The 18,531-nt window shown below is 61.1% G+C and carries 17 protein-coding genes and 1 pseudogene; 13 read left to right on the top strand and 5 right to left on the bottom strand.

Annotated features, from left to right (window positions below):
• The first annotated feature begins 62 nt into the window (after positions 1-62).
• Together AC1D06_RS17680 and AC1D06_RS17675 are read left to right on the top strand one after the other, a co-directional pair.
• A complete protein-coding gene (locus AC1D06_RS17680) occupies positions 63-1,829 on the top strand; it encodes a cytochrome c biogenesis protein DipZ (protein ID WP_477987233.1) in 1,767 nt (588 codons plus the stop codon).
• A gap of 56 nt (positions 1,830-1,885) precedes the next feature.
• Positions 1,886-2,641 carry an alpha/beta hydrolase gene (locus AC1D06_RS17675; protein ID WP_477880974.1) on the top strand — a complete coding sequence of 252 codons (756 nt, stop codon included), beginning with the start codon at positions 1,886-1,888 and terminating at the stop codon, positions 2,639-2,641.
• Positions 2,642-2,730: 89 nt separating this feature from the next.
• On the opposite strand, the gene AC1D06_RS17670 is transcribed toward AC1D06_RS17675, so the two are convergent.
• The 3 genes and pseudogenes from AC1D06_RS17670 to AC1D06_RS17660 form a co-directional block, all read right to left on the bottom strand.
• A complete protein-coding gene (locus AC1D06_RS17670) occupies positions 2,731-3,285 on the bottom strand; it encodes a DUF4865 family protein (RefSeq protein ID WP_477880975.1) in 555 nt (184 codons plus the stop codon).
• Between the two features lie 33 nt (positions 3,286-3,318).
• Positions 3,319-3,693: pseudogene (locus tag AC1D06_RS17665) on the bottom strand (cupin domain-containing protein); the annotation flags it as partial.
• A gap of 14 nt (positions 3,694-3,707) precedes the next feature.
• Positions 3,708-4,109 carry a tautomerase family protein gene (locus AC1D06_RS17660; protein WP_477987232.1) on the bottom strand — a complete coding sequence of 134 codons (402 nt, stop codon included), beginning with the start codon at positions 4,107-4,109 and terminating at the stop codon, positions 3,708-3,710.
• A gap of 107 nt (positions 4,110-4,216) precedes the next feature.
• On the opposite strand from AC1D06_RS17660, the gene AC1D06_RS17655 reads away from it, so the two are divergent.
• Positions 4,217-5,119 carry a LysR substrate-binding domain-containing protein gene (locus AC1D06_RS17655; protein ID WP_477987230.1) on the top strand — a complete coding sequence of 301 codons (903 nt, stop codon included), beginning with the start codon at positions 4,217-4,219 and terminating at the stop codon, positions 5,117-5,119.
• Positions 5,120-5,191: 72 nt separating this feature from the next.
• On the opposite strand, the gene AC1D06_RS17650 is transcribed toward AC1D06_RS17655, so the two are convergent.
• Positions 5,192-5,776, bottom strand: coding sequence for a deoxynucleoside kinase (locus AC1D06_RS17650; protein WP_477880982.1), 585 nt, complete (start codon positions 5,774-5,776; stop codon positions 5,192-5,194).
• Between the two features lie 340 nt (positions 5,777-6,116).
• On the opposite strand from AC1D06_RS17650, the gene AC1D06_RS17645 reads away from it, so the two are divergent.
• The 7 genes from AC1D06_RS17645 to AC1D06_RS17615 all read left to right on the top strand — a co-directional run bounded on the left by AC1D06_RS17645 (position 6,117) and on the right by AC1D06_RS17615 (position 13,436).
• Positions 6,117-7,463, top strand: coding sequence for an LLM class flavin-dependent oxidoreductase (locus AC1D06_RS17645; RefSeq protein ID WP_477880984.1), 1,347 nt, complete (start codon positions 6,117-6,119; stop codon positions 7,461-7,463).
• 27 nt (positions 7,464-7,490) lie between these two features.
• Complete coding sequence (locus tag AC1D06_RS17640; protein ID WP_477880985.1) at positions 7,491-8,336, top strand: ABC transporter permease; 846 nt, start codon at positions 7,491-7,493, stop codon at positions 8,334-8,336.
• A 53-nt stretch (positions 8,337-8,389) separates the two neighbouring features.
• Positions 8,390-9,397 carry an ABC transporter substrate-binding protein gene (locus AC1D06_RS17635; protein ID WP_477880987.1) on the top strand — a complete coding sequence of 336 codons (1,008 nt, stop codon included), beginning with the start codon at positions 8,390-8,392 and terminating at the stop codon, positions 9,395-9,397.
• An 11-nt stretch (positions 9,398-9,408) separates the two neighbouring features.
• On the top strand, positions 9,409-10,179 hold the full coding sequence (locus AC1D06_RS17630) for an ABC transporter ATP-binding protein (protein WP_477880989.1): 771 nt from the start codon (positions 9,409-9,411) through the stop codon (positions 10,177-10,179).
• 21 nt (positions 10,180-10,200) lie between these two features.
• Complete coding sequence (locus tag AC1D06_RS17625) at positions 10,201-11,553, top strand: LLM class flavin-dependent oxidoreductase (RefSeq protein ID WP_477987229.1); 1,353 nt, start codon at positions 10,201-10,203, stop codon at positions 11,551-11,553.
• A 67-nt stretch (positions 11,554-11,620) separates the two neighbouring features.
• Positions 11,621-12,439: a helix-turn-helix transcriptional regulator gene (locus AC1D06_RS17620; protein ID WP_477987228.1), complete on the top strand. Its 819-nt coding sequence runs from the start codon at positions 11,621-11,623 to the stop codon at positions 12,437-12,439.
• A 112-nt stretch (positions 12,440-12,551) separates the two neighbouring features.
• Positions 12,552-13,436, top strand: a complete 885-nt coding sequence (locus tag AC1D06_RS17615; protein ID WP_477987227.1) for an NmrA family NAD(P)-binding protein — start codon at positions 12,552-12,554, stop codon at positions 13,434-13,436.
• Between the two features lie 228 nt (positions 13,437-13,664).
• Here the strand turns inward: AC1D06_RS17615 and AC1D06_RS17610 are convergent, their stop codons facing one another.
• Entirely contained in the window at positions 13,665-14,075 is a 411-nt protein-coding gene (locus AC1D06_RS17610) for a DoxX family protein (protein ID WP_477987225.1), read from the bottom strand.
• A gap of 612 nt (positions 14,076-14,687) precedes the next feature.
• On the opposite strand from AC1D06_RS17610, the gene repA reads away from it, so the two are divergent.
• From repA to repC, 3 genes are all read left to right on the top strand, one after another.
• Positions 14,688-15,932: a plasmid partitioning protein RepA gene (repA, locus tag AC1D06_RS17605; RefSeq protein WP_477880998.1), complete on the top strand. Its 1,245-nt coding sequence runs from the start codon at positions 14,688-14,690 to the stop codon at positions 15,930-15,932.
• Positions 15,929-16,990, top strand: a complete 1,062-nt coding sequence (gene repB / locus AC1D06_RS17600; RefSeq protein WP_477987224.1) for a plasmid partitioning protein RepB — start codon at positions 15,929-15,931, stop codon at positions 16,988-16,990. The genes repA and repB overlap by 4 nt, the downstream gene beginning before the upstream one ends.
• A gap of 249 nt (positions 16,991-17,239) precedes the next feature.
• Entirely contained in the window at positions 17,240-18,526 is a 1,287-nt protein-coding gene (gene repC / locus AC1D06_RS17595) for a plasmid replication protein RepC (RefSeq protein ID WP_477987222.1), read from the top strand.
• The last annotated feature ends 5 nt before the right edge of the window (positions 18,527-18,531 follow it).

The following is an 18,531-nucleotide window of genomic DNA, read 5'->3' as shown; positions in this document are numbered from 1 at the left end:
TCGTTGATGGCGGTGACCAATCGCCGTCCAGAACCCGATCAACGGTTTCAAAGGAAACGATGATGACGCTTATTGTCATTGCCTATCTAGGCGGCGCGCTGACGATTTTCAGCCCCTGCATTCTCCCCATCCTTCCCTTCGTGTTTGCCCGGGCGGGGCAGCACTTTGCGAAAAGCACTCTGCCGATGCTGGTCGGCATGGCAATCACCTTTGCCGCGGTCGCCACCCTTGCTGCGGTCGGCGGCAGCTGGGCGTTGCATGCCAATGAATATGGCCGTTTCGCCGCACTTCTGCTGCTGGCGCTGTTCGGCCTCAGCCTGCTGTCGCCTCAGGTGTCGAGCTGGCTGTCGCGGCCGGTCGTCGAATTCGGCAACCGGCTGACCCGCGCCGCCGGCACTGCGGCAGCGCCCACTGTCGCGAGCTCGTTCATCCTTGGCGTGGCGACTGGCCTGCTCTGGGCGCCCTGCGCCGGCCCGATCCTCGGTCTGGTGCTGACGGGTGCTGCGCTGCAAGGCGCCAATCTGGGTACGACCTTGCTGCTGCTTGCCTATGCTGCCGGCGCGGCGAGTTCGCTCGCCATCGCCCTTCTCGTCGGCGGCAAGGTGTTTTCCGCTATGAAGCGCTCGCTCAATGTCAGTGAACGCATTCGCCAGGGCCTCGGTGTTGCGGTGCTGGCCGGCGTGGCGGTGGTCGCGACCGGTCTCGACACCGGCCTGCTCGCCCGGCTCTCCTACACCAGCACGTCGTCCTTCGAACAGGCGGTGCTCGACCGGTTCAATACCAGCCGCCCGCATGCTTCCGACGTTGCCAGCAATGACCGGATGATCGGCTCAACCGACCCGAAGGCTCCCTTCGTCAGTGAGCTGCCGGTGGAAGGCATCGCTCCTTCGCTCAATGGTGCCGTGACCTGGCTAAATTCCAAGCCCCTGACGCAGGCTCAATTGAAGGGCAAGGTCGTGCTCGTCGATTTCTGGACCTATTCCTGCATCAACTGCATCCGTACCATTCCCTATGTCAAAGCCTGGGCGGAAAAGTATGCGGATCAAGGCCTCGTCGTGATCGGCGTCCATGCCCCGGAATTCGCCTTCGAGAAGAATGTCGACAATGTTCGCAAGGCGATTGCCGATTTCAAAATCGGCTATCCGGTGGCCATCGACAACGATTACCGCATCTGGCGCGCCTTCGATAACAACTACTGGCCGGCGCATTATCTGATCGATGCCAAGGGTCGCATCCGCTACCACAATTTCGGCGAAGGCAATTATGCTGAGACAGAACAGGCGATCCAGGACCTGTTGCATGAATCCGGCGGCAAGATGCAGGTTAACGCCCCCGTCGACCCGAATGCCGGGGGCATCGAAGCCGCGCCCGATTTCGCCGATGTCCGCTCCGGCGAGACCTACATCGGCTATGACAAGGCGACGGGCTTTGCCTCGCCGGAAAACGTCCAGGCGGATGCAGCGCGCGATTATTCGATCGCCGAGCCGGGCTTGAACGAATGGGGCCTCTCCGGCACCTGGACGATCGGGGCGGAAAAGGCGGATCTCGACAAGGCCAATGGCGCGATCCGTTACCGCTTCAGCGCCCGCGACCTGCATCTGGTCCTCGGTCCGGGCTCGAACGGCAAGCCGATCCGCTTCCGTGTGACCGTGGACGGCAAGGCACCCGGCGAAAATCATGGCGCCGATACGGACGCCCAGGGTTTTGGCACGGTGACCGCGACACGGCTCTATCAGCTCGTCCGTCAAGCCGGTGACGTCCAGGCCCGCAATTTCGAAATCCAGTTCCTCGACCCCGGTGTCGAAGCCTACGCCTTCACCTTCGGCTGACAGATCGGTCAATACCGGCAGCAATCCAACTTAAATCCAAGCAAAGGAGCACGTCCATGTCCAAGATCCTCTCGACCTTCGCACTCGCCTTTTTCACCAGCGCCATCGCCTTTGCAGCCCAGGCGGCGGAGATCAAGAACATAGTCATCGTCCATGGTGCGCTGGCCGACGGTTCCGGCTGGCGCAAGGCGACCGAGATTCTCGAAAAGCGCGGCTATAACGTCACTGTCGTCCAGGAGCCGATCACGTCGCTGGCCGATGACGTTGCCGCGACCAAGCGCGTGCTCGACCTGCAGGATGGCCCGGCGCTGCTTGTCGGCCATAGCTATGGCGGCATGGTGATCACCGAGGCGGGCAAGGACCCCAAAGTAGCTGGCCTTGTCTATGTCGCGGCCTTCGAACCGGAGAAGGGTGAGAGCCTGGCCGCGCTTGCCGGCACCAAGCCGGCGGCCGGCAAGAGCATCAAGCAAACCAAGGACGGCAAATATCTCTATCTCGACCCCGCCGCCTTCGCCCAGGATTTTGCCGCCGACCTGCCCAAGGACGAGGCTGCCTTCCTGGCGAATTCACAGGTCTTCGCTTCGGTCGATGCCTTCTCGGCCAAGGTCGGCGATCCTGCCTGGCGGACGAAGAAGAGCTGGGCGATCGTGGCGACCGAGGACCGCTCGATCAATCCGGACCTCGAACGCACAATGGCCAAGCGCGCCGGCAGCAAAGTGACGGAGATCAAGGCTAGCCATGCCGTCTTCACGTCACAGCCGCAGAAGGTGGCGGATGTCATTGTTGAAGCAGCGAAGACCGCTGAAAAGTAAGCCGGCTACCCGCCGCTGTTCATGCACTGCCCCGGCGCCTCAATATTTGGGCCGCCGGGGCCGCTTCCATATTATTCAGTCGGCGCGGGTCAGGGCAGCGCGACATATCCCACGCAATAGCTTTGTGCGCTGCCCTCTGTCTTCGGCAGGGTCTGCCAAAGACGAAACTGCACCATTGTCCAAGCGGTAGGATCGAAGGCGGCGACCGCTGCTACGGCGCCCCGATCGGCAGCCTCCCGGGCTTCTCCCTCTGCTTGCTGTCGAAGTGCGGCCAGATCGGCATGTGGTTTTATCGGAATCTCCCGGCGGGTTGCGAATTTCGCCGCTCGCAAATCCGCGCCGAGTTCTGCACGCCAGACCGACCAGGTCCGCACGACCGGCCATCCGAAATCCCCCGACAGGACCGCAAAACCCGGCCCGCAAAGGAAATCGTTCATGCCTTCCGGCTGGTCCCAGAGATAGAACGGCGCATAAAGATTTTCAGAGCTGGCAAGAGCGCCGTCCCGCTTCCGGGCAGTGAGATAGGCCTTGAAGCGGAGATGCGGGAAACCATCGAGCGCCGGTCCCTTGTCACGGATGCGGCGGTCGATGATGGTCATGTCATAATCCGCGGGCAAGGCGATGCTGTATTGCATGGCAATCATGATTGTCCTCCGATCTCTTCGACGGGTTCCATGGACCGCTGTCCCATCCTTTACGGGTTGGATGCTGACATAGCTGAACGGGCTTTTTGGGCTCGCGCCGTGCCAATGACGCTCTTCTGGCGCGAACCAGATGCTATCGCCGGCGTGCACCTCCGTCACCTCGCCGCCATCGCGCTGGACCAGGCCGATCCCGTCGAGCACGAACAGCAGCTGACCCCGCGGATGCGTGTGCCAATGGGTGATCGTACCCGGTTCGACAAAGGCGCGCATCGCCGTCATCTCCCCTTCCCTTCTGCTCGATAGCAGCATCTGGACGAGAAACGGTGCCGTTGCCACGCCATCCGGTGCGCGGACGATGTCACTGCCGGCGCGCTTGATTGTCATGGCCGGCGGGCAGGCATCCGCCATCTCGAACGGATTGCTCATGCGCCCCTCCCCTCCCCCGGTTGAGCAGCCGAGACGCCCGAGGCGAAGGACCAATCCTCGAAAGTCGAGTTGGCGATTATGACCATGACATCCTCCGGCCGAATGCCGGGCGCCGCGGCCAGAAGATCGACAAGCCGGCGATAAAAGCGGCGCTTGGTCTCGTCGGTCCGCGCTTTGCCGGTGGTGATGTGGAAAAGGATGAAATTGTCGGAACGGGGACCGCCGCGATAGTTGCGGTCGAAGATCAATTCCTCCGGCTGATGCTGGTGGATCGCAACAAAATGATCGTGCTCCGGCACGTCGAAGCATTCGACGAGCGCGCGATCAAGACTGTCGGTCACCGACTTGAGATAATCCCGGCTCTTGCCGGCCAGGAGCGAGATGCGGGCAAAGGGCATGGTTTTTCTCCCTTGAGCATGATTGACAGGCCCATTTTGACGCGACATGATCATTCTGAAAATCGGATAATTCAGGACTGTAAATCCTGATTTTCGGGATGAATATCATGCGCCTGACAAATCTCGATATGGATGCGCTGCGCAGCTTCGTGGCCGGCATGGACACGGGTTCGTTCGCGCGGGCGGCGGATCGTCTCGGCCGGTCGACATCGGCTGTGAGTGCGCAACTCAAGAAACTGGAGATGCAGGCGGCTGTGTCGCTGGTTCGTAAATCCGGCCGCGGACTGGCGCTGACGGATGGCGGCGAGGTGCTGCTCGCCTATGCAAGGCGCATGCTCGACCTCAACGACCAGGCGATCAACGCCGTGCGCGGCGTCGAGCTGGAGGGCTGGATAAGGCTCGGCCTGCAGGAGGATTTCGGTGAAACCGTGCTGCCGCGCGTCCTCGGCCGTTTCGCCCGCGCCCACCCGAAGGTGAAGATCGAAGGCCGGATCGCCCGCAATGCCGAATTGATCGAGAAGATCGCATCCGGCCAGCTCGACCTCGCGCTGGCATGGGACGACGGAAGCCTATCGTCGACGGCGCAGCCCCTCGCGGCACTGCCGCTCGCTTGGCTGGGATCGGCCGACAACGACGTGGCGTGGAGCTGCGCAAGTGGGGAGCTATTGCCGCTCGTGGCATTGGAAGCGCCCTGCATGTTGCGCACCATTGCCTGCAACGTGCTCGACCGGGCGGGCATCCCCTGGCGCATCGCCTTCGTCAGTCCCAGTCTCGGCGGCCTATGGGCGGCGACCGCTGCGGGATTGGGCATCGCGCTCCGCACATCCGTCGGCAAGCCATCATCGGTGCGATTGCTCGAACCCGCTCTTCACGGCCTGCCGAAATTATCGTCGCTTGGATTGGTGCTTCACCGACCGAGCAAAGAGGTCAGCCCGATTGCCGAACATCTTGCTTCCATCATCCGCCAGTCGCTCAACGAGACGCTGCCGCAGGAATGGCTTCGGCACTGATTCCGAAGTGAGTGCCATTGCAAGTGTGGTGCCTGACGCAAAGTTGCATATCAAGGCCGCGTCAATGGATGTTCAGCGGAGAGGCTGTATCCGCGAGACGAGCTTGTCGACGCTTGCCTCTATGCCATCGGCGTTTTCAAACCGAACCACGCGGACTTTGCTGTCACGTTCCACGGATACGGCGATCTTTTCGAACCGTGAAGCCATCTCGTCGATCTGGTGTGGCGTGATTTCCTGCTCGTAGCTACGGCCCCGCCGCTTGATCCGTTCGAGAACGATGCCGTCGGGAGCCTCGACGATGATCAGCATGTCTGGCCGAGGTGTTTCGGCCCCTGCCAGGTGGGCGAATTCCCTCAGGATCTTGAAGTCGGACGCATTGAGATTGGCGCGGCCGAAATATTCTATCTTGTGCAAATCCCAGTCGGCGACGATGAGCTGGTTTGACTGTTCCAGCGCCCGTTTCATATCGCCAAGCTGGCGCAGGCGATGAAACAGGAATTCCATCTCTGTGGCCAGGGCATCCTTGCTCGCGACCGTCAGGAAGCGGCTGACCTTCTCGATCGGGTCGGCGAAAAAACGCGCACCGAGCCGATTCGAGAGCCCCTCCGCCAGGGTTGTCTTTCCTACGCCGATAGGACCTTCGAATGCGATGAACATGCCCGCCTAACATCGCCAGCAAAATGAATTGCATGAGGGGTTATCATTCCGGCCGATGCCCGGCAAGAGATGGGAGAGCCTGTCGATGTCCAGCGAGACCCTTGGAACCCCGCCTTGATGTGTAGGGGAAGGCCGCTTCCTCGTTTCGATTATGTCATTCGGTTTAGCCGCCCATGCCTCAATTCCGTAAATGATTAGAAAAACCTCCTGCAATTTTAAAAATCACTTAAAAAATAAAATCTATAAAATTAGTGTTTTATATGACAGTCTTCCTGTGTAGATTGCGAATGCCTGCTTCGATCGAGGCGGACGTCCAGTGGTCAGCATATGGAGGTCGTTGATGAAGAGACAGATCAAGCTCGGCGCATTCCTTCCCGGCGGCGGCCAGCATATTGCATCCTGGCGCCATCCCGACCAACCGGTCGATGGGGCGACGAATTTCAAATTCCATGTCGAACTGGCGCAGGCGGCAGAACGCGGTCTCTTCGACGCCTATTTCCTGGCCGATGGGCTGGCGGTCGCCTTCGGCGGCGGCATCGAGGGCGGCAATGCGCGGGTGGTGGGCTTCGAACCGGTCACGCTGTTTTCAGCGCTGGCGCCGTTCACCAAAAATCTCGGTTTCATCGCGACCTCGTCGACCACCTACGAGGAGCCCTATTCCGTCGCGCGCAAATTCGCCTCGCTCGACCTGATCTCCGGCGGTCGTGCCGGCTGGAATGTCGTCACCACGGCGACGGACTCTGCGGCGCGGAACTTCAATCGCGAACAGCAATTGCCGCATGCAGCCCGATACAGGCGGGCCGCCGAACATGTCGACGTCGTCAAGAAGCTCTGGGAAAGTTTCGAGGACGATGCATTCCTCCGCGATCGCGACAGCGGCGTCTATTTCGACGTGGACAAGGTGCATCGTACAGACCATCGCGGCGAGCATTTTTTCGTGGAAGGCCCGCTGAATGTGCCGCGTTCGCCGCAGGGCCATCCTGTCATCGTCCAAGCGGGACAATCGGACGATGGGCGCGGCCTCGCCGCGGCAACCGCCGAAGTGATCTTCACGGCGCATCAGAAGCTCGACACCGCGCGGGAATTCTATCGCGACATCAAGGCGCGTGCGCGCGGCCTCGGCCGCGATCCGTCGCATGTTCTGGTCATGCCTGGCGTCTCGCCATTCGTCGGGCGCACAACGGCGGAAGCGCGCGAGAAATATGAGCGCCTGACGAGCCTCATCATTGAGGAGGACGGACTGGCGCTGATCAATGGATTGAGCGGCGGTGAGCTCGATCTTGCCGGCGCCGATCTCGATGGCCCGTTGCCGCCCGCACCGCCGACGGAAGGTATGAAGAGCCGTCAGGAGCTGATCCGCCGCATCGCCGACGAAAACAATTTCTCCATCCGGCAGCTCTATCAGTGGATCGCCTCGGCGCGCGGCCATTTCACCATTGTCGGTTCTGCTGTGGAGATTGCCGACATGCTGCAGGAATGGTTCGAGAACGAGGGCGCCGACGGATTCAATATCCTGCCGCCCTGGCTCCCCACCGGTCTCAACGACTTCGTCGATCTGGTCATTCCCGAACTGCAGCGCCGCGGCCTGTTCCGCACCGCCTATGAGGGCACGACACTCAGGCAAAATCTTGGCCTGCCCTTTCCCGAGACCCGCTGGCGCACCGCCTATACTGAAGCTGCCGAGTAATCGACACCCTCAAACGGAGGAAAGTGCATGGCAATCGAGACCGAACAGCAAGTCATCCTGCCAGGCTATGGCGCAACGCCGTTCTGGTTCAGTGGCCTAGTCAGGAATGCGCTGGCGATCCTCGGCAATTTTTTGTCCCGCTATGGATTGCTCATCGCCTTTGCGCTGCTCTGGGAGGTGGCGCCTCTGCTTCGCTGGGTGAATCCGGCGGTGTTTTCGCCACTGCACGCCATCCTGATCGCACTTTGGAACGGCGTCACAACCGGCACCTTCGCCAGCGACATTGCGATCAGCTTGCAGCGGGCGGGGATCGCATATGGCGCTGCTATCGGGTTCGGCATCCCGCTCGGCCTGTTCATGGGGCAGATGCGGGTCATCGAGCGCAGCCTCGATCCGATCCTGCAACTTTTCCGCCAGACCTCGGCACTCGCGCTCTATCCGGTGTTCATCCTGTTCCTCGGCCTCGGCGAGACCTCGAAAATCTTCGTGATCTTCTGGGCGACGCTGTTTCCGATCCTTCTCTCCACCATTGGCGGGGTCAAGCAGGTCGATCCGAAGCTCATTGAAATGGCGCGTGTCTATGGTGCCCGGCGGCTCACCGTGTTCCGTCGCGTCGTGCTGCCCGCCGCGCTGCCGCAGATCTTCGTCGGCCTGCGGCTCAGCGCGACGACATCATTGCTCTTGCTGATCGCGGCGGAGATGATCGGTGCGAATTCCGGCGTCGGCTTCCAGGTGATGAACGCCCAATACAATTTCCAGATCCCGCTGATGTATGCGGCAATCCTGCTGCTGGCGCTTCTCGGACTGGCGGCCAATTTCGTCCTGCAGCGGCTCCAGGCCCGGCTCTGCCGCTGGTCGAGCGTCAAGGACTGAACGCCCGGCTCGTACCGAGGCGCAACTCAACCCATCAAACAACGGAGTTCAAGATGACGATTTCCCGCCGTACCTTCGGCCGCGCGGCCGCGCTCGCTGCCGGCCTCTTCCTGGCCGCTCCCGCCAGTCTCGCTTTTGCCGCCGAGCAGGAGCAGGTGACGATCCGCTATCTCGCCAGCCAGGGCGGTCTCTCTGCCCACGAACTCGCCGATGCACTCGGCTATTTCAAGGGCACGGGCATTACACTCAAGGATGTCGGCTATGCCCAGGGCGGCCCGGCATCGCTGTTTGCTCTGGCTTCGGGCGATGTCGAGCTTGGCGGTGCTGCAACGGCGGCCGTGCTGAATTCCATCGCCGGCGGTAATGATTTCGTCGCCGTCTATGCTTCAAACGGCATCAACAAGCAGACAGAGAGCATTTTCTACACGCTCCCGGGCAGCCCGATCAAATCGATCAAGGACATCGCCGGCAAGACGATCGCCGTCAACACGCTCGGCGCCCATCTCGACTATACAGTGCGTGAGGCGCTCCACTCGGTTGGCCTGCCGGAGAACGCCGCCAAGCTCGTCGTCGTGCCGGGTCCGCAGCTCGAACAGGTGTTGCGCTCGAAGCAGGTCGACATTTCCGCGTTCGGCTATTGGCAGAAGACGTTTGAGGGCGCGGCGCTGAAGAACGGGCCGATGCAGAAGATTTTTGGCGATACCGACGTGCTCGGCGAGATTGCCGGCGGTTTCACAGTCATGCGCCGTGACTGGATCAAGGAGCATCCGCAGGCAGCGAGGATCTTTGTCGAGAAGTCGCAGGCAGCGCTCGAATATGCCCGGCTCCATCCCGAAGAGACCAAGAAGGTAATCGCTAAGGTCCTTGCCTCTCGCAACGAGAATGCCGCTATTGCGCAATATTTCACCGGTTACGGCGTGCGTGAAGGCGGCAAGGCCGTGCCGCGCGATCTGCAGTTCTGGATCGACATTCTCGCGCGCGATGGCGTGCTGAAGCCCGGCCAGCTCAAGGCCGAGGATATTCTTTATGACCCGGCGAAATTCTCCACCGCGAGCAACTGAGGACGAGACCGATGGCTGTCGCTGAACTCACCACGCGCGGAGAGGTGACGATCCGCAATCTCTCGAAATCCTTTTCGATCAATGGCCGGCATCTGAGCGTGCTGCAGGCAGTCAGCAACCATATTCGCGCTGGCGAGAGCCTTGCGGTCGTGGGCGCCTCCGGCTCCGGCAAGACGACGCTGCTCAGGGTACTTGCCGGGCTCGAAGAGGCTGATCGGGGCGATGTGTTGATCGACGGCCAGCCTGTCCGCGGCGTGGGCACGGACCGCGCCGTGATTTTCCAGGAGCCGCGGCTGCTGCCGTGGCTCACTGTGCTCGACAATGTCGCCTTTCCGCTGCAGAATCGCGGGCTGGGCAAAGCGGAGGCGCGCAAGCGGGCGGAGCACTATGTCGAACTCGTCGGGCTCTCCGAGTTCACCGAAGCCCTGCCGTCACAGCTTTCGGGCGGCATGGCCCAGCGGGTCGGCATTGCCAGGGCGCTCGCGGTCAAGCCGGAAATCCTGCTTCTCGACGAGCCTTTCGGCGCGCTCGATGCCATGACCAAGATCACCATGCAGGAAGAGCTTTCCCGCATCTGGCGGGAGGAGAAGGTGACGATGATCCTCGTCACCCACGACCTCGAAGAGGCGGTCTTTCTCGCCGACCGGGTGCTGATCCTCTCCAAGGAGAAGGGCGGCCGGACACGTGAGATCGATATTGACCTGCCCCGCCCACGCAACCGCAGCGAGGCACGCTTCGTCAGGTTCCGCGAACAATTGCTGAATGAATTCGGGCTGCACTGAGCTTTCGAGAAGGAGAAGACCATGGCCAAGCGCAACGAACAGATGAGTCTCGGCGCCTTCCTCTTGTTTACCGGCCATCATCTTGCCGCCTGGCGACATCCTGGTGCTTCGGACAGCACGCAGTTCCGGGATTTCGCCGGATTTGCCCGGATCGCCGAGGAGGCCAAGTTCGACGCAGTGTTCCTGGCCGACGGGGTGAATGTGCGCGGGCAGAATACCGATGCCGCGAGCCGCAAGGCGCATTCCGGTTTCTACCCGTTCGAGCCGATCACGCTGCTGTCGGCGCTTTCCGCTGTCACCAGCCGCATCGGACTGGTTGCGACGGCATCCACCAGTTTCTCCGATCCCTACAATCTCGCTCGGCAATTCGCCTCTCTCGACCACCTGTCGGGCGGCCGGGCCGGCTGGAACCTTGTCACCTCGGCGGATCCCGGTTCGTCCTATAATTTCAGCCGCGATGCGATCATCGCCCATGCCGACCGCTATGAGCGCGCGGAAGAATTCGTCGACGTCGTCACCGGTCTCTGGGACACGAGCGACGATGATGCTTTCCTGCGCGACAGGGAAAGCGGCATCTATTTCGATCGCGAGAAGGTACGCCGCCTTGATCATCGCGGCACCTTCTTCCAGGTGCGGGGGCCGTTGAATATTCCTCGCGCGCCGCAAGGCCGCCCGGTCGTGGTACAGGCCGGATCGTCCGAGCCCGGCAAGGAGCTTGCAGCACGGACGGCCGAAGCGATTTTCACCGCCCAGCAGACGCTCGAAAGCTCCGTCGCCTTCTATAGTGACCTCAAGGGCCGGCTGGCAAAACACGGCCGGTCGACGGACGACGTCAAGATCCTGCCGGGTGTATTTCCCGTTGTCGGCCGGACGCGGCAGGAAGCTGACGACAAGTTCGAGTCGCTGCAGGCCTTGCTCGAGTCATCGGTGGGCCTCGACATGCTGGCGGAACTCGCCGGCGTCGAAGAAGTCCGCACGCTTCCTATCGATGCGCTGATTTCGCAGCTGCCCGAGACCGAGGGTGGCAAGAGCCGCCGAGCGCTTTTCCTTGAACTCGCCGCCCGGGAAAATCTGACTCTCCGCCAGCTCTACCAGCGTGTCGCCGGAGCACGTGGCCACTGGCAGGTGGTTGGCACGCCGGAGGAGGTTGCCGACCAGCTCGAAGAACGCTTCGTCAACTATGGCGCTGATGGCTTCAACATCATGTCGCCGGTTCTGCCTTGGGGACTCACGGACTTTGTCGAACTCGTCCTGCCGGAACTGCGTCGTCGCGGCCTGTTCCGTAGCGAATATCAGGGTTCGACACTGCGCGAGCATCTCGGCCTGAAGCGCCCCGCCCCCAAAATCCCTGCCCATGCCCTGGCGGCAGAATAGCAGCGCGCTTTTAGAACGACGATCTGATAGGCTGGGCGCCCGTAATGCCGGACGAACAGGAAATTTCATGTCGGATGCGTGGCTGGAAACGACAGGTATCAGAGTTCAGCGATGGACGATCGCGCCGGGCGCCCACTTTATTCCGGCGACGCCCTATCACCGCCTCGGCATTCATCTCGGCAAGCCAGTCAATGCCTCGTGCCGCTGTGATGATCAGCAGCATATCCGGGTCCAGTCGCATGGCGATATCGATATCGTGCCGGCAGGGTTGGACGGCGAATGGGAAGATGATGGCGAGTGCACGATCCTGCGGCTGTGGCTGACCCCGGCACTCCTGCATCGGGCTGCGGAGGATCTGGATCTCGATCCGGCTCGCGTCAGGCTGAAACCGAAATTTCAGCACAGGAATGCCCGGATCGAGCACATTGCGCTTGCGCTCGAGGCACAGTCCGACCCGGCCGGACGCCACGACAATCTGATTGCGGAAGGCCTGGCCAGGGCCTTGGCGCTGCAGCTGATCGGAAGCGAAGCCATCACGGCGAACATCCCCGGCGGGCAGACGCTCACATCTGGGCAGCGGCGTCGAATGGTCGAGTTCGTCGAAAGCCATCTGGAACAGGATCTGTCGCTGGAGCAACTAGCCCGCGTGGCAGGCGTCAGCGTCTCGCATCTCAAGGCGCTTTTCCCCCGGTCGTTCGGCCTTTCCGTGCATCAATATATCATCCGCCAGCGGGTCGAGCGGGCAAAGGCTTTGATCATTGCGGGACGGTTCCCCCTCAGCGAAATCGCGCTGATGGCGGGGTTTTCGCATCAAAGTCACATGGCGCGGATGATGAAGCGCGTTCTCGGCGTGACACCATCAGGGCTTTTGCGAGCGGTATCCTGATACTCACCCACCAATGATTTGGCTGTTTCTGCTATTGCCTGGCGGTTTCTGCGCGAAACCGACGGCGAAGCAGCGTTCATTGCGCGTTCTGGAAATATTGAGGAGACTGACGATGTTCACCATTCTTGGTGCAACCGGCAAGATCGGCCGAAGCACGATCTACGCGCTACGCAAAGCGGGAGCACCTGTGAAGGCGGTTGTTCGAAACCGCGCCACTGCCGGAGATCTTCAGGCCACGGGCTGCGAGATTGCTGTCGCCGATATCCGGGACAAAGGCGCTCTCACCGAAGCTCTGCGAGATTCCGAGGCGGTTCAAGTCATCTGCCCGGTAGATAGCCGTGCCGAACACGCCGAAGCCGAAATGCAGGCCGCCATCGTGGCTATCGCAGGGGCACTTGGCGCGGCTCGACCGCGCTCTGTCCTGGCGATTTCCGACTATGGTGCACATCTTGGGCAGGATACGGGCATCACAAGGCTGTTTCGCTACTTGGAGGATGATCTGGAAAAGATCGGTCTGCCGCTGACGATCCTGAGATCGGCAGAGCATATGGAAAATTGGGCACGCGTTGCAAAGCGCGCCATCGACACTGGAATACTGCCCAGCCTGCACGATCCGGTGACGAAGAAATTTCCGACGATATCTGCATCCGATGTCGGCGTGATTGCTGCAGACCTGCTGCTGTCGGCGGATCGAGATCTGCCGCTTCGCATCGTCCATGCAGAAGGTCCGGAGCGCCATAGCGCCGAGGACGTTGCCAACATTCTGCAGGAGATCGTCGGGCATGCGATCACAGCTCGGTCGCTTTCTCCGGCGGAGCGGATTCCAGCGCTCATCGCCGGCGGGATCAGCAGCAGCTATGCCGAATTGGTCGCTACCATGTTCAAGGTCCACAATGCAGGTTTGATCGATGTCGAGGCCGGGGTCGGACAGACGCGGTTGGGCACAACGCCGATGAAGGAGGTGCTTACCAGTCTGACGCTTCCGGCCGGTGGATGAGGAACTTCCAAATCTATATCGGCTTGGATGATGGAGCCGACCAGTACATCGAGAGCACCGTTGGCGAATGGCACCGGCGCTTATGACGGCCATTGCTCTCATCGAGACGCCGATCAAGCCCCCTCCCCTCCCCTTGCAAGGACGCTAACCAAGTCGGAATTGCCGCGGTCCTGCCGCGGCAGCTTGGTGCTGATCACTGACTGCATCCCGGTGTTCGCATGGCTCTGCTTACGGCCGCGAACCCGCGTTGATCAGGCGCCAATCCAGGGCATAGCGGCCGGAGCCGCTGGCGGCGGCCAAAAGCAGACCGGCGAAGAAGGTGAAGTGATCGATGAAGAAGCCGAATTCCGTCTGGTTGCCGCTCCAGCGGTTCGGGCCATGAAAGGCGAAGGCCAGGAAGATGACGTAGAGCGCAGCGAGCAGTGCTGCCTCGCTGAAGAATGCGCCACTGAAAAAGGCGAGCACCAGCAAGGCTTCGAAGATGGCGGCGAGCCAGGCGAGCGGCAGCGACAGAGGGAAGCCGGCTGAGGCGATATAGCCTGCCGTCGCGTGTATATCCATGAATTTGAAGCTGACCGCCATGAGGAAGACGCCGCCGAAAATGAGGCGCGCGACGATGATGGCAATGGTTTTCAGCATGGGATTTTCCTCTGTTCGAGAATTGTTGATCGAGTGCCCGGGCGCTCTTGGCCGCGGCTTCCCTAAGAACGCCAGAGCAATTCCGATTCCGACAGGACGTGCGAAATAAATGGGTTGAGTTCGTATTCGGCGGAGCCTCGGGAGTGGCGTCGCCCCCTTCCCCTCTAGCGCATGCTGCGTCGGCAGTAACGCGGATGCTATCTATCCGGTGGCGATTGCGGGCCGATTCGATTATTCATCGGTCGTGCAGGCCCGCACCCCTACCCCGCCGCAAGCTGGTGAACCAGAATTGATTTCGCCATCCCGACACGCAGCGACTGGTTGACACCTGTCAACGCCCGGGGCTTTCCCCGGCTTTGCTCCGTCTATTCGCGTTAAAGCTTCATTAACCAAAAACTGCTTGACGCGACTCGCAGATTACCGCAGCGTTATTACGGAAAACGGTGAATGCTGAGTGGTTTGCCGTAAGTAAGCGTCTTTCCTGTTAATAGATGGCCATGGCGTATGATGCGCGGTGAGAATCGGAGAGATATTGTTTATCACACGCTGGTGGCGCCGCCGAAGCTCATGATGTGAGTCGGCTAAGTGTCGGTCGGCAGATGGAGTAGAGGGATGGCACGTCCGTCCGGTACGAGGAAACCAGAGAGCCATGAGCTGACCGCCGACCAGGCGATCGCTGCCGACGCGCGGGCGCTGTCGGCGCAATTGCAGGCGATGCGCGAACGGCTGTTTCCGCCCGCCTCACAGAAGACGCTACGCTCCTTTACTTCGGGTGAAGCCGCGCGGCTGATCGGTGTGTCCGACGGTTACCTCCGGCAGCTGTCGCTCGCCGGTGAAGGACCCCAGCCGGCGGTTGGTCCGGGCGGCCGGCGCTACTATTCGCTGGCTAATATTGATGCATTGCGCAATTTCCTTGCCGAACAGGCGCTGGCGAAGGGAAACGATGCCAAAGCTCGCTCCTATGTGCGCTGGCGCGATCCTCGACGCAATGAACACCTGCAAGTGATCTCGGTCACCAATTTCAAAGGCGGTTCGGGCAAGACGACGACTGCGGTCCATCTTGCGCAACATCTAGCCATGACAGGCCATCGCGTGCTGGCGGTCGATCTCGATCCGCAGGCGTCGCTGTCATCGATCTTCGGCTACCAGCCGGAGCTCGATCTCTCCGGCAATGATACGCTCTACGGCGCAATCCGTTATGATGCCGATGCGCGGCCGCTCGTCGACATTATCCGCAAGACCTATTTCCATGGCCTCGATCTGGTGCCCGGCAATCTCGAACTGCAGGAATTCGAGCATGCCACGCCCGGAGCGCTTTCGATGCGGCAGACGGGCGACGACCTGTTCTTCAGCCGCGTGCAAGCCGCGTTGCAAAGCGTTGCCGAAAGCTACGACGTCGTGGTGCTCGATTGCCCGCCGCAACTTGGCTATCTGACGCTATCGGCGCTTTGTGCTTCGACCTCGGTGCTGGTGACGGTGCATCCGCAGATGCTCGACGTCGCCTCGATGAGCCAGTTCCTGTTCATGACCTCGGACCTGCTCAACGTCGTGCGCGAGGCGGGCGGTACGCTCAACTTCGATTTCCTGCGTTATCTGGTCACTCGCTTCGAGCCACATGACGGGCCGCAGGCGCAGATCGTCGGCTTCCTCCGGTCGCTGTTCGGTGATCGTGTACTGACGGCGCCGATGCTGAAATCCACCGCAGTCTCGGATGCCGGATTGACCAAGCAGACGCTCTATGAAGTCGGGCGCGAAAATTTCAGCCGCGGCACCTATGACCGGGCGGTTGAAGCCCTTGACGCCGTGAATGCCGAAATCGAAAAGCTCATCCATGTCGCTTGGGGACGTCCGGCATGAACAGTCGCGATCGCAAGAGTTCATTGAAAGCATTGTTCGGCGAGCCGCTGGTGTCGGACCCGAAGTCGGCGTTGACAGCTGTCAACAAAGACGCGACCGACGGGGGCAATCCGTCTGTCGACGCCGCCCAGCCGATGCGAGCGGCGTCCGGCGCAGTCAAGGCTATGGGCCTGTCGCTGTCGTCGATCACCCGCGAGGCCGAGGAAGCTAAATTGTTGCGGCAGGCGATCGAGGCGGGGGAACATGTCGTATCGCTCGACGCGAGCCTGATCGATGCCTCCTTCGTCAGCGACCGGCTGAGTGATGAAGAGCGGGATGATCCGGATTTCCTGGCGCTTGTGGAAAGCATGCGTGAAAGCGGCCAGCAGGCGCCTATCCTGGTCCGCCCGCATCCGTCCGAGGCCAATCGCTATCAGGTCGCCTATGGCCATCGCCGGCTCAAGGCGGCGCGACGGCTCGGCCAATCGGTCAAGGCACTTGTGCGGCCGCTCACCGACGAAGAACTGGTCGTCGCCCAGGGCAAGGAAAATGCCGAGCGGCGCAATCTGAGCTTCATCGAGCGTGCCGTGTTCGCCAATGCGCTGGTGGTGCGCGGCTTTGACCGCAGACTCGTGGGCGACGCGCTGGCTGTGCAGAAGAGCGAATTGTCACGGCTTCTGCAGGTGGCCGACGCTGTACCCAATCAGATCGTCCGCGCCATCGGTCCGGCGCCCAAGGCGGGCCGTGAACGCTGGATGGCGCTGGCAGCTCTTTTCGGTAGTGATGCCGCCGCGAGGAAGGCGACCGACGAGATCGGTTCGGTGCGTTTTCGTGAGGCAGCGACCGACGAGCGATTCCGCATCCTGTTCGACCGGTTGATGCGAAAGGCCAAGCCGGAAAAAGCCTCGGCCGAGGATCTGAAAGGACCGGACGGCAAGGTTTTCGCGCGCGTCAGCCAGACAGGGAAGGGTGTCCGGATCGATTTCGCGTCGAGCGCCGATCCAACCTTCGCCGCAATGCTCGCCGAGCGCCTTGAGCACGACTATGCCCGTTTCCTGGCGGAAGCCGGGAACAACTGAGACATAGCTGCCGGAGAGCCATCAAGCCTTCGGCATAATGATTTGAACTAGGAAAGGAAGATCGAGACAAGAAAAAAGGCCCCCAAAATGTCGCCATTCCGGAAGCCCTCTTCAATGTAGCAATTCGAGAGAATCACTTCCAAGGCCTAAAGTCAAGAGTCGGCAGAGCAATTGCTTTGGCGAAAGGAGATATTTTGGCTGAGTGAGCCATCGCGGGGACTGTCTTGCCTCTTCGAAAAGGGGACCCGCATGATGGATCATACTGTGACGACGCCCTTTGGGCAGCGGCCGATGACGCTTGGCATGCTCGCTAGCCAGTTGGAGGCAAGCGAGATTCCGCCCGAGGCGTCGGCCGACAAATGGAAATTGTTTCGCGCGCTTTGCGAAGCGCGAATTCGGTTCGGCGTTGGCGATCGGGCGCTCTCGGTGCTCAACGCGCTTCTGAGCTTCCATCCCGAGCCGCAGCTCGCGGAAGGGCAGGGACTTGTTGTCTTCCCCTCCAATGCGCAATTGTCGGTCCGTGCCCATGGCATGGCCCCGGCGACGTTGCGCCGCCACCTCGCCGATCTTGTCCATGCTGGATTGATCATCCGGCGCGACAGCCCGAATGGCAAGCGCTACGCCCGCAAGGGAGCTGAGGGTGGCATCGAGCAAGCCTTCGGTTTCAGCCTGGCGCCGTTGCTTGCCCGCGCCAGCGAGATCGAGACGGCTGCCGGAGAGGTCCGGGCGGCGCAGCAGACCATGCGGATCACCAGGGAGCGGATTTCACTCTGCCGTCGCGATATCGCAAAGCTGATCGAGACCGGGCTCGAAACGGGGATTGCCGCCGATTGGGAGGGGGTCATGTTCCAGTCGCGATCGCTGGTCGCCGGTCTTGGACGCAAGGCAGGGCAGGAGGAGCTCGACGGGGCACTCGAAGACATGGAGACGTTGCGGGCCGAAATCCTCAACGAATTGGAAAGGCAGATAAAAACAAAAAAAATAAGCGCCAATGAGTCTCAAACTGAGCGACACATACATAATTCAAACCCAAAATCCATCAATGAACTTGAACCTCGCTTCGAAACGAAGCAGGGGGCGCCGTCTGCGATCCATCAGATGCCCTTGGCGGATGGGGAGGGGACTGTAGAAAGCCAGCCGAAAGGATGGCAGAGTGGGGCAGGTGAGCAGGATGGCGCGCCGGCCGAACGAATGCGGCCGTTCCCGCTCGGCATGGTGCTGCAGGCATGCCCGGAAGTCGTGATGTATGGGCCGGGCGGCGAAATTCGCCACTGGCGTGATCTCATGGCGGCCGCCGTCGTCGTCCGTTCGATGCTGAATGTCAGCCCGAGCGCCTATCAGGAAGCCTGCGAGGTGCTGGGACCTGAAAATGCCGCTACCGTGATCGCCTGCATTCTCGAACGCGCCGGCCATATCAATTCGGCCGGCGGTTATCTCAGGAACCTGACCGATCGAGCGCGACGTGGTGAATTCTCGCTTGGACCGATGCTGATGGCGCGAGCCAAGGTGAACGGGCCGGCGCGGAAAGCGGGGTAGGGCCT

The sequence above is a fragment of the Rhizobium sp. P2_G2 genome (assembly GCF_056403555.1).
Note: the sequence above shows the minus strand (reverse complement) of the source record. Positions and strands in the feature narration are given on the sequence as shown.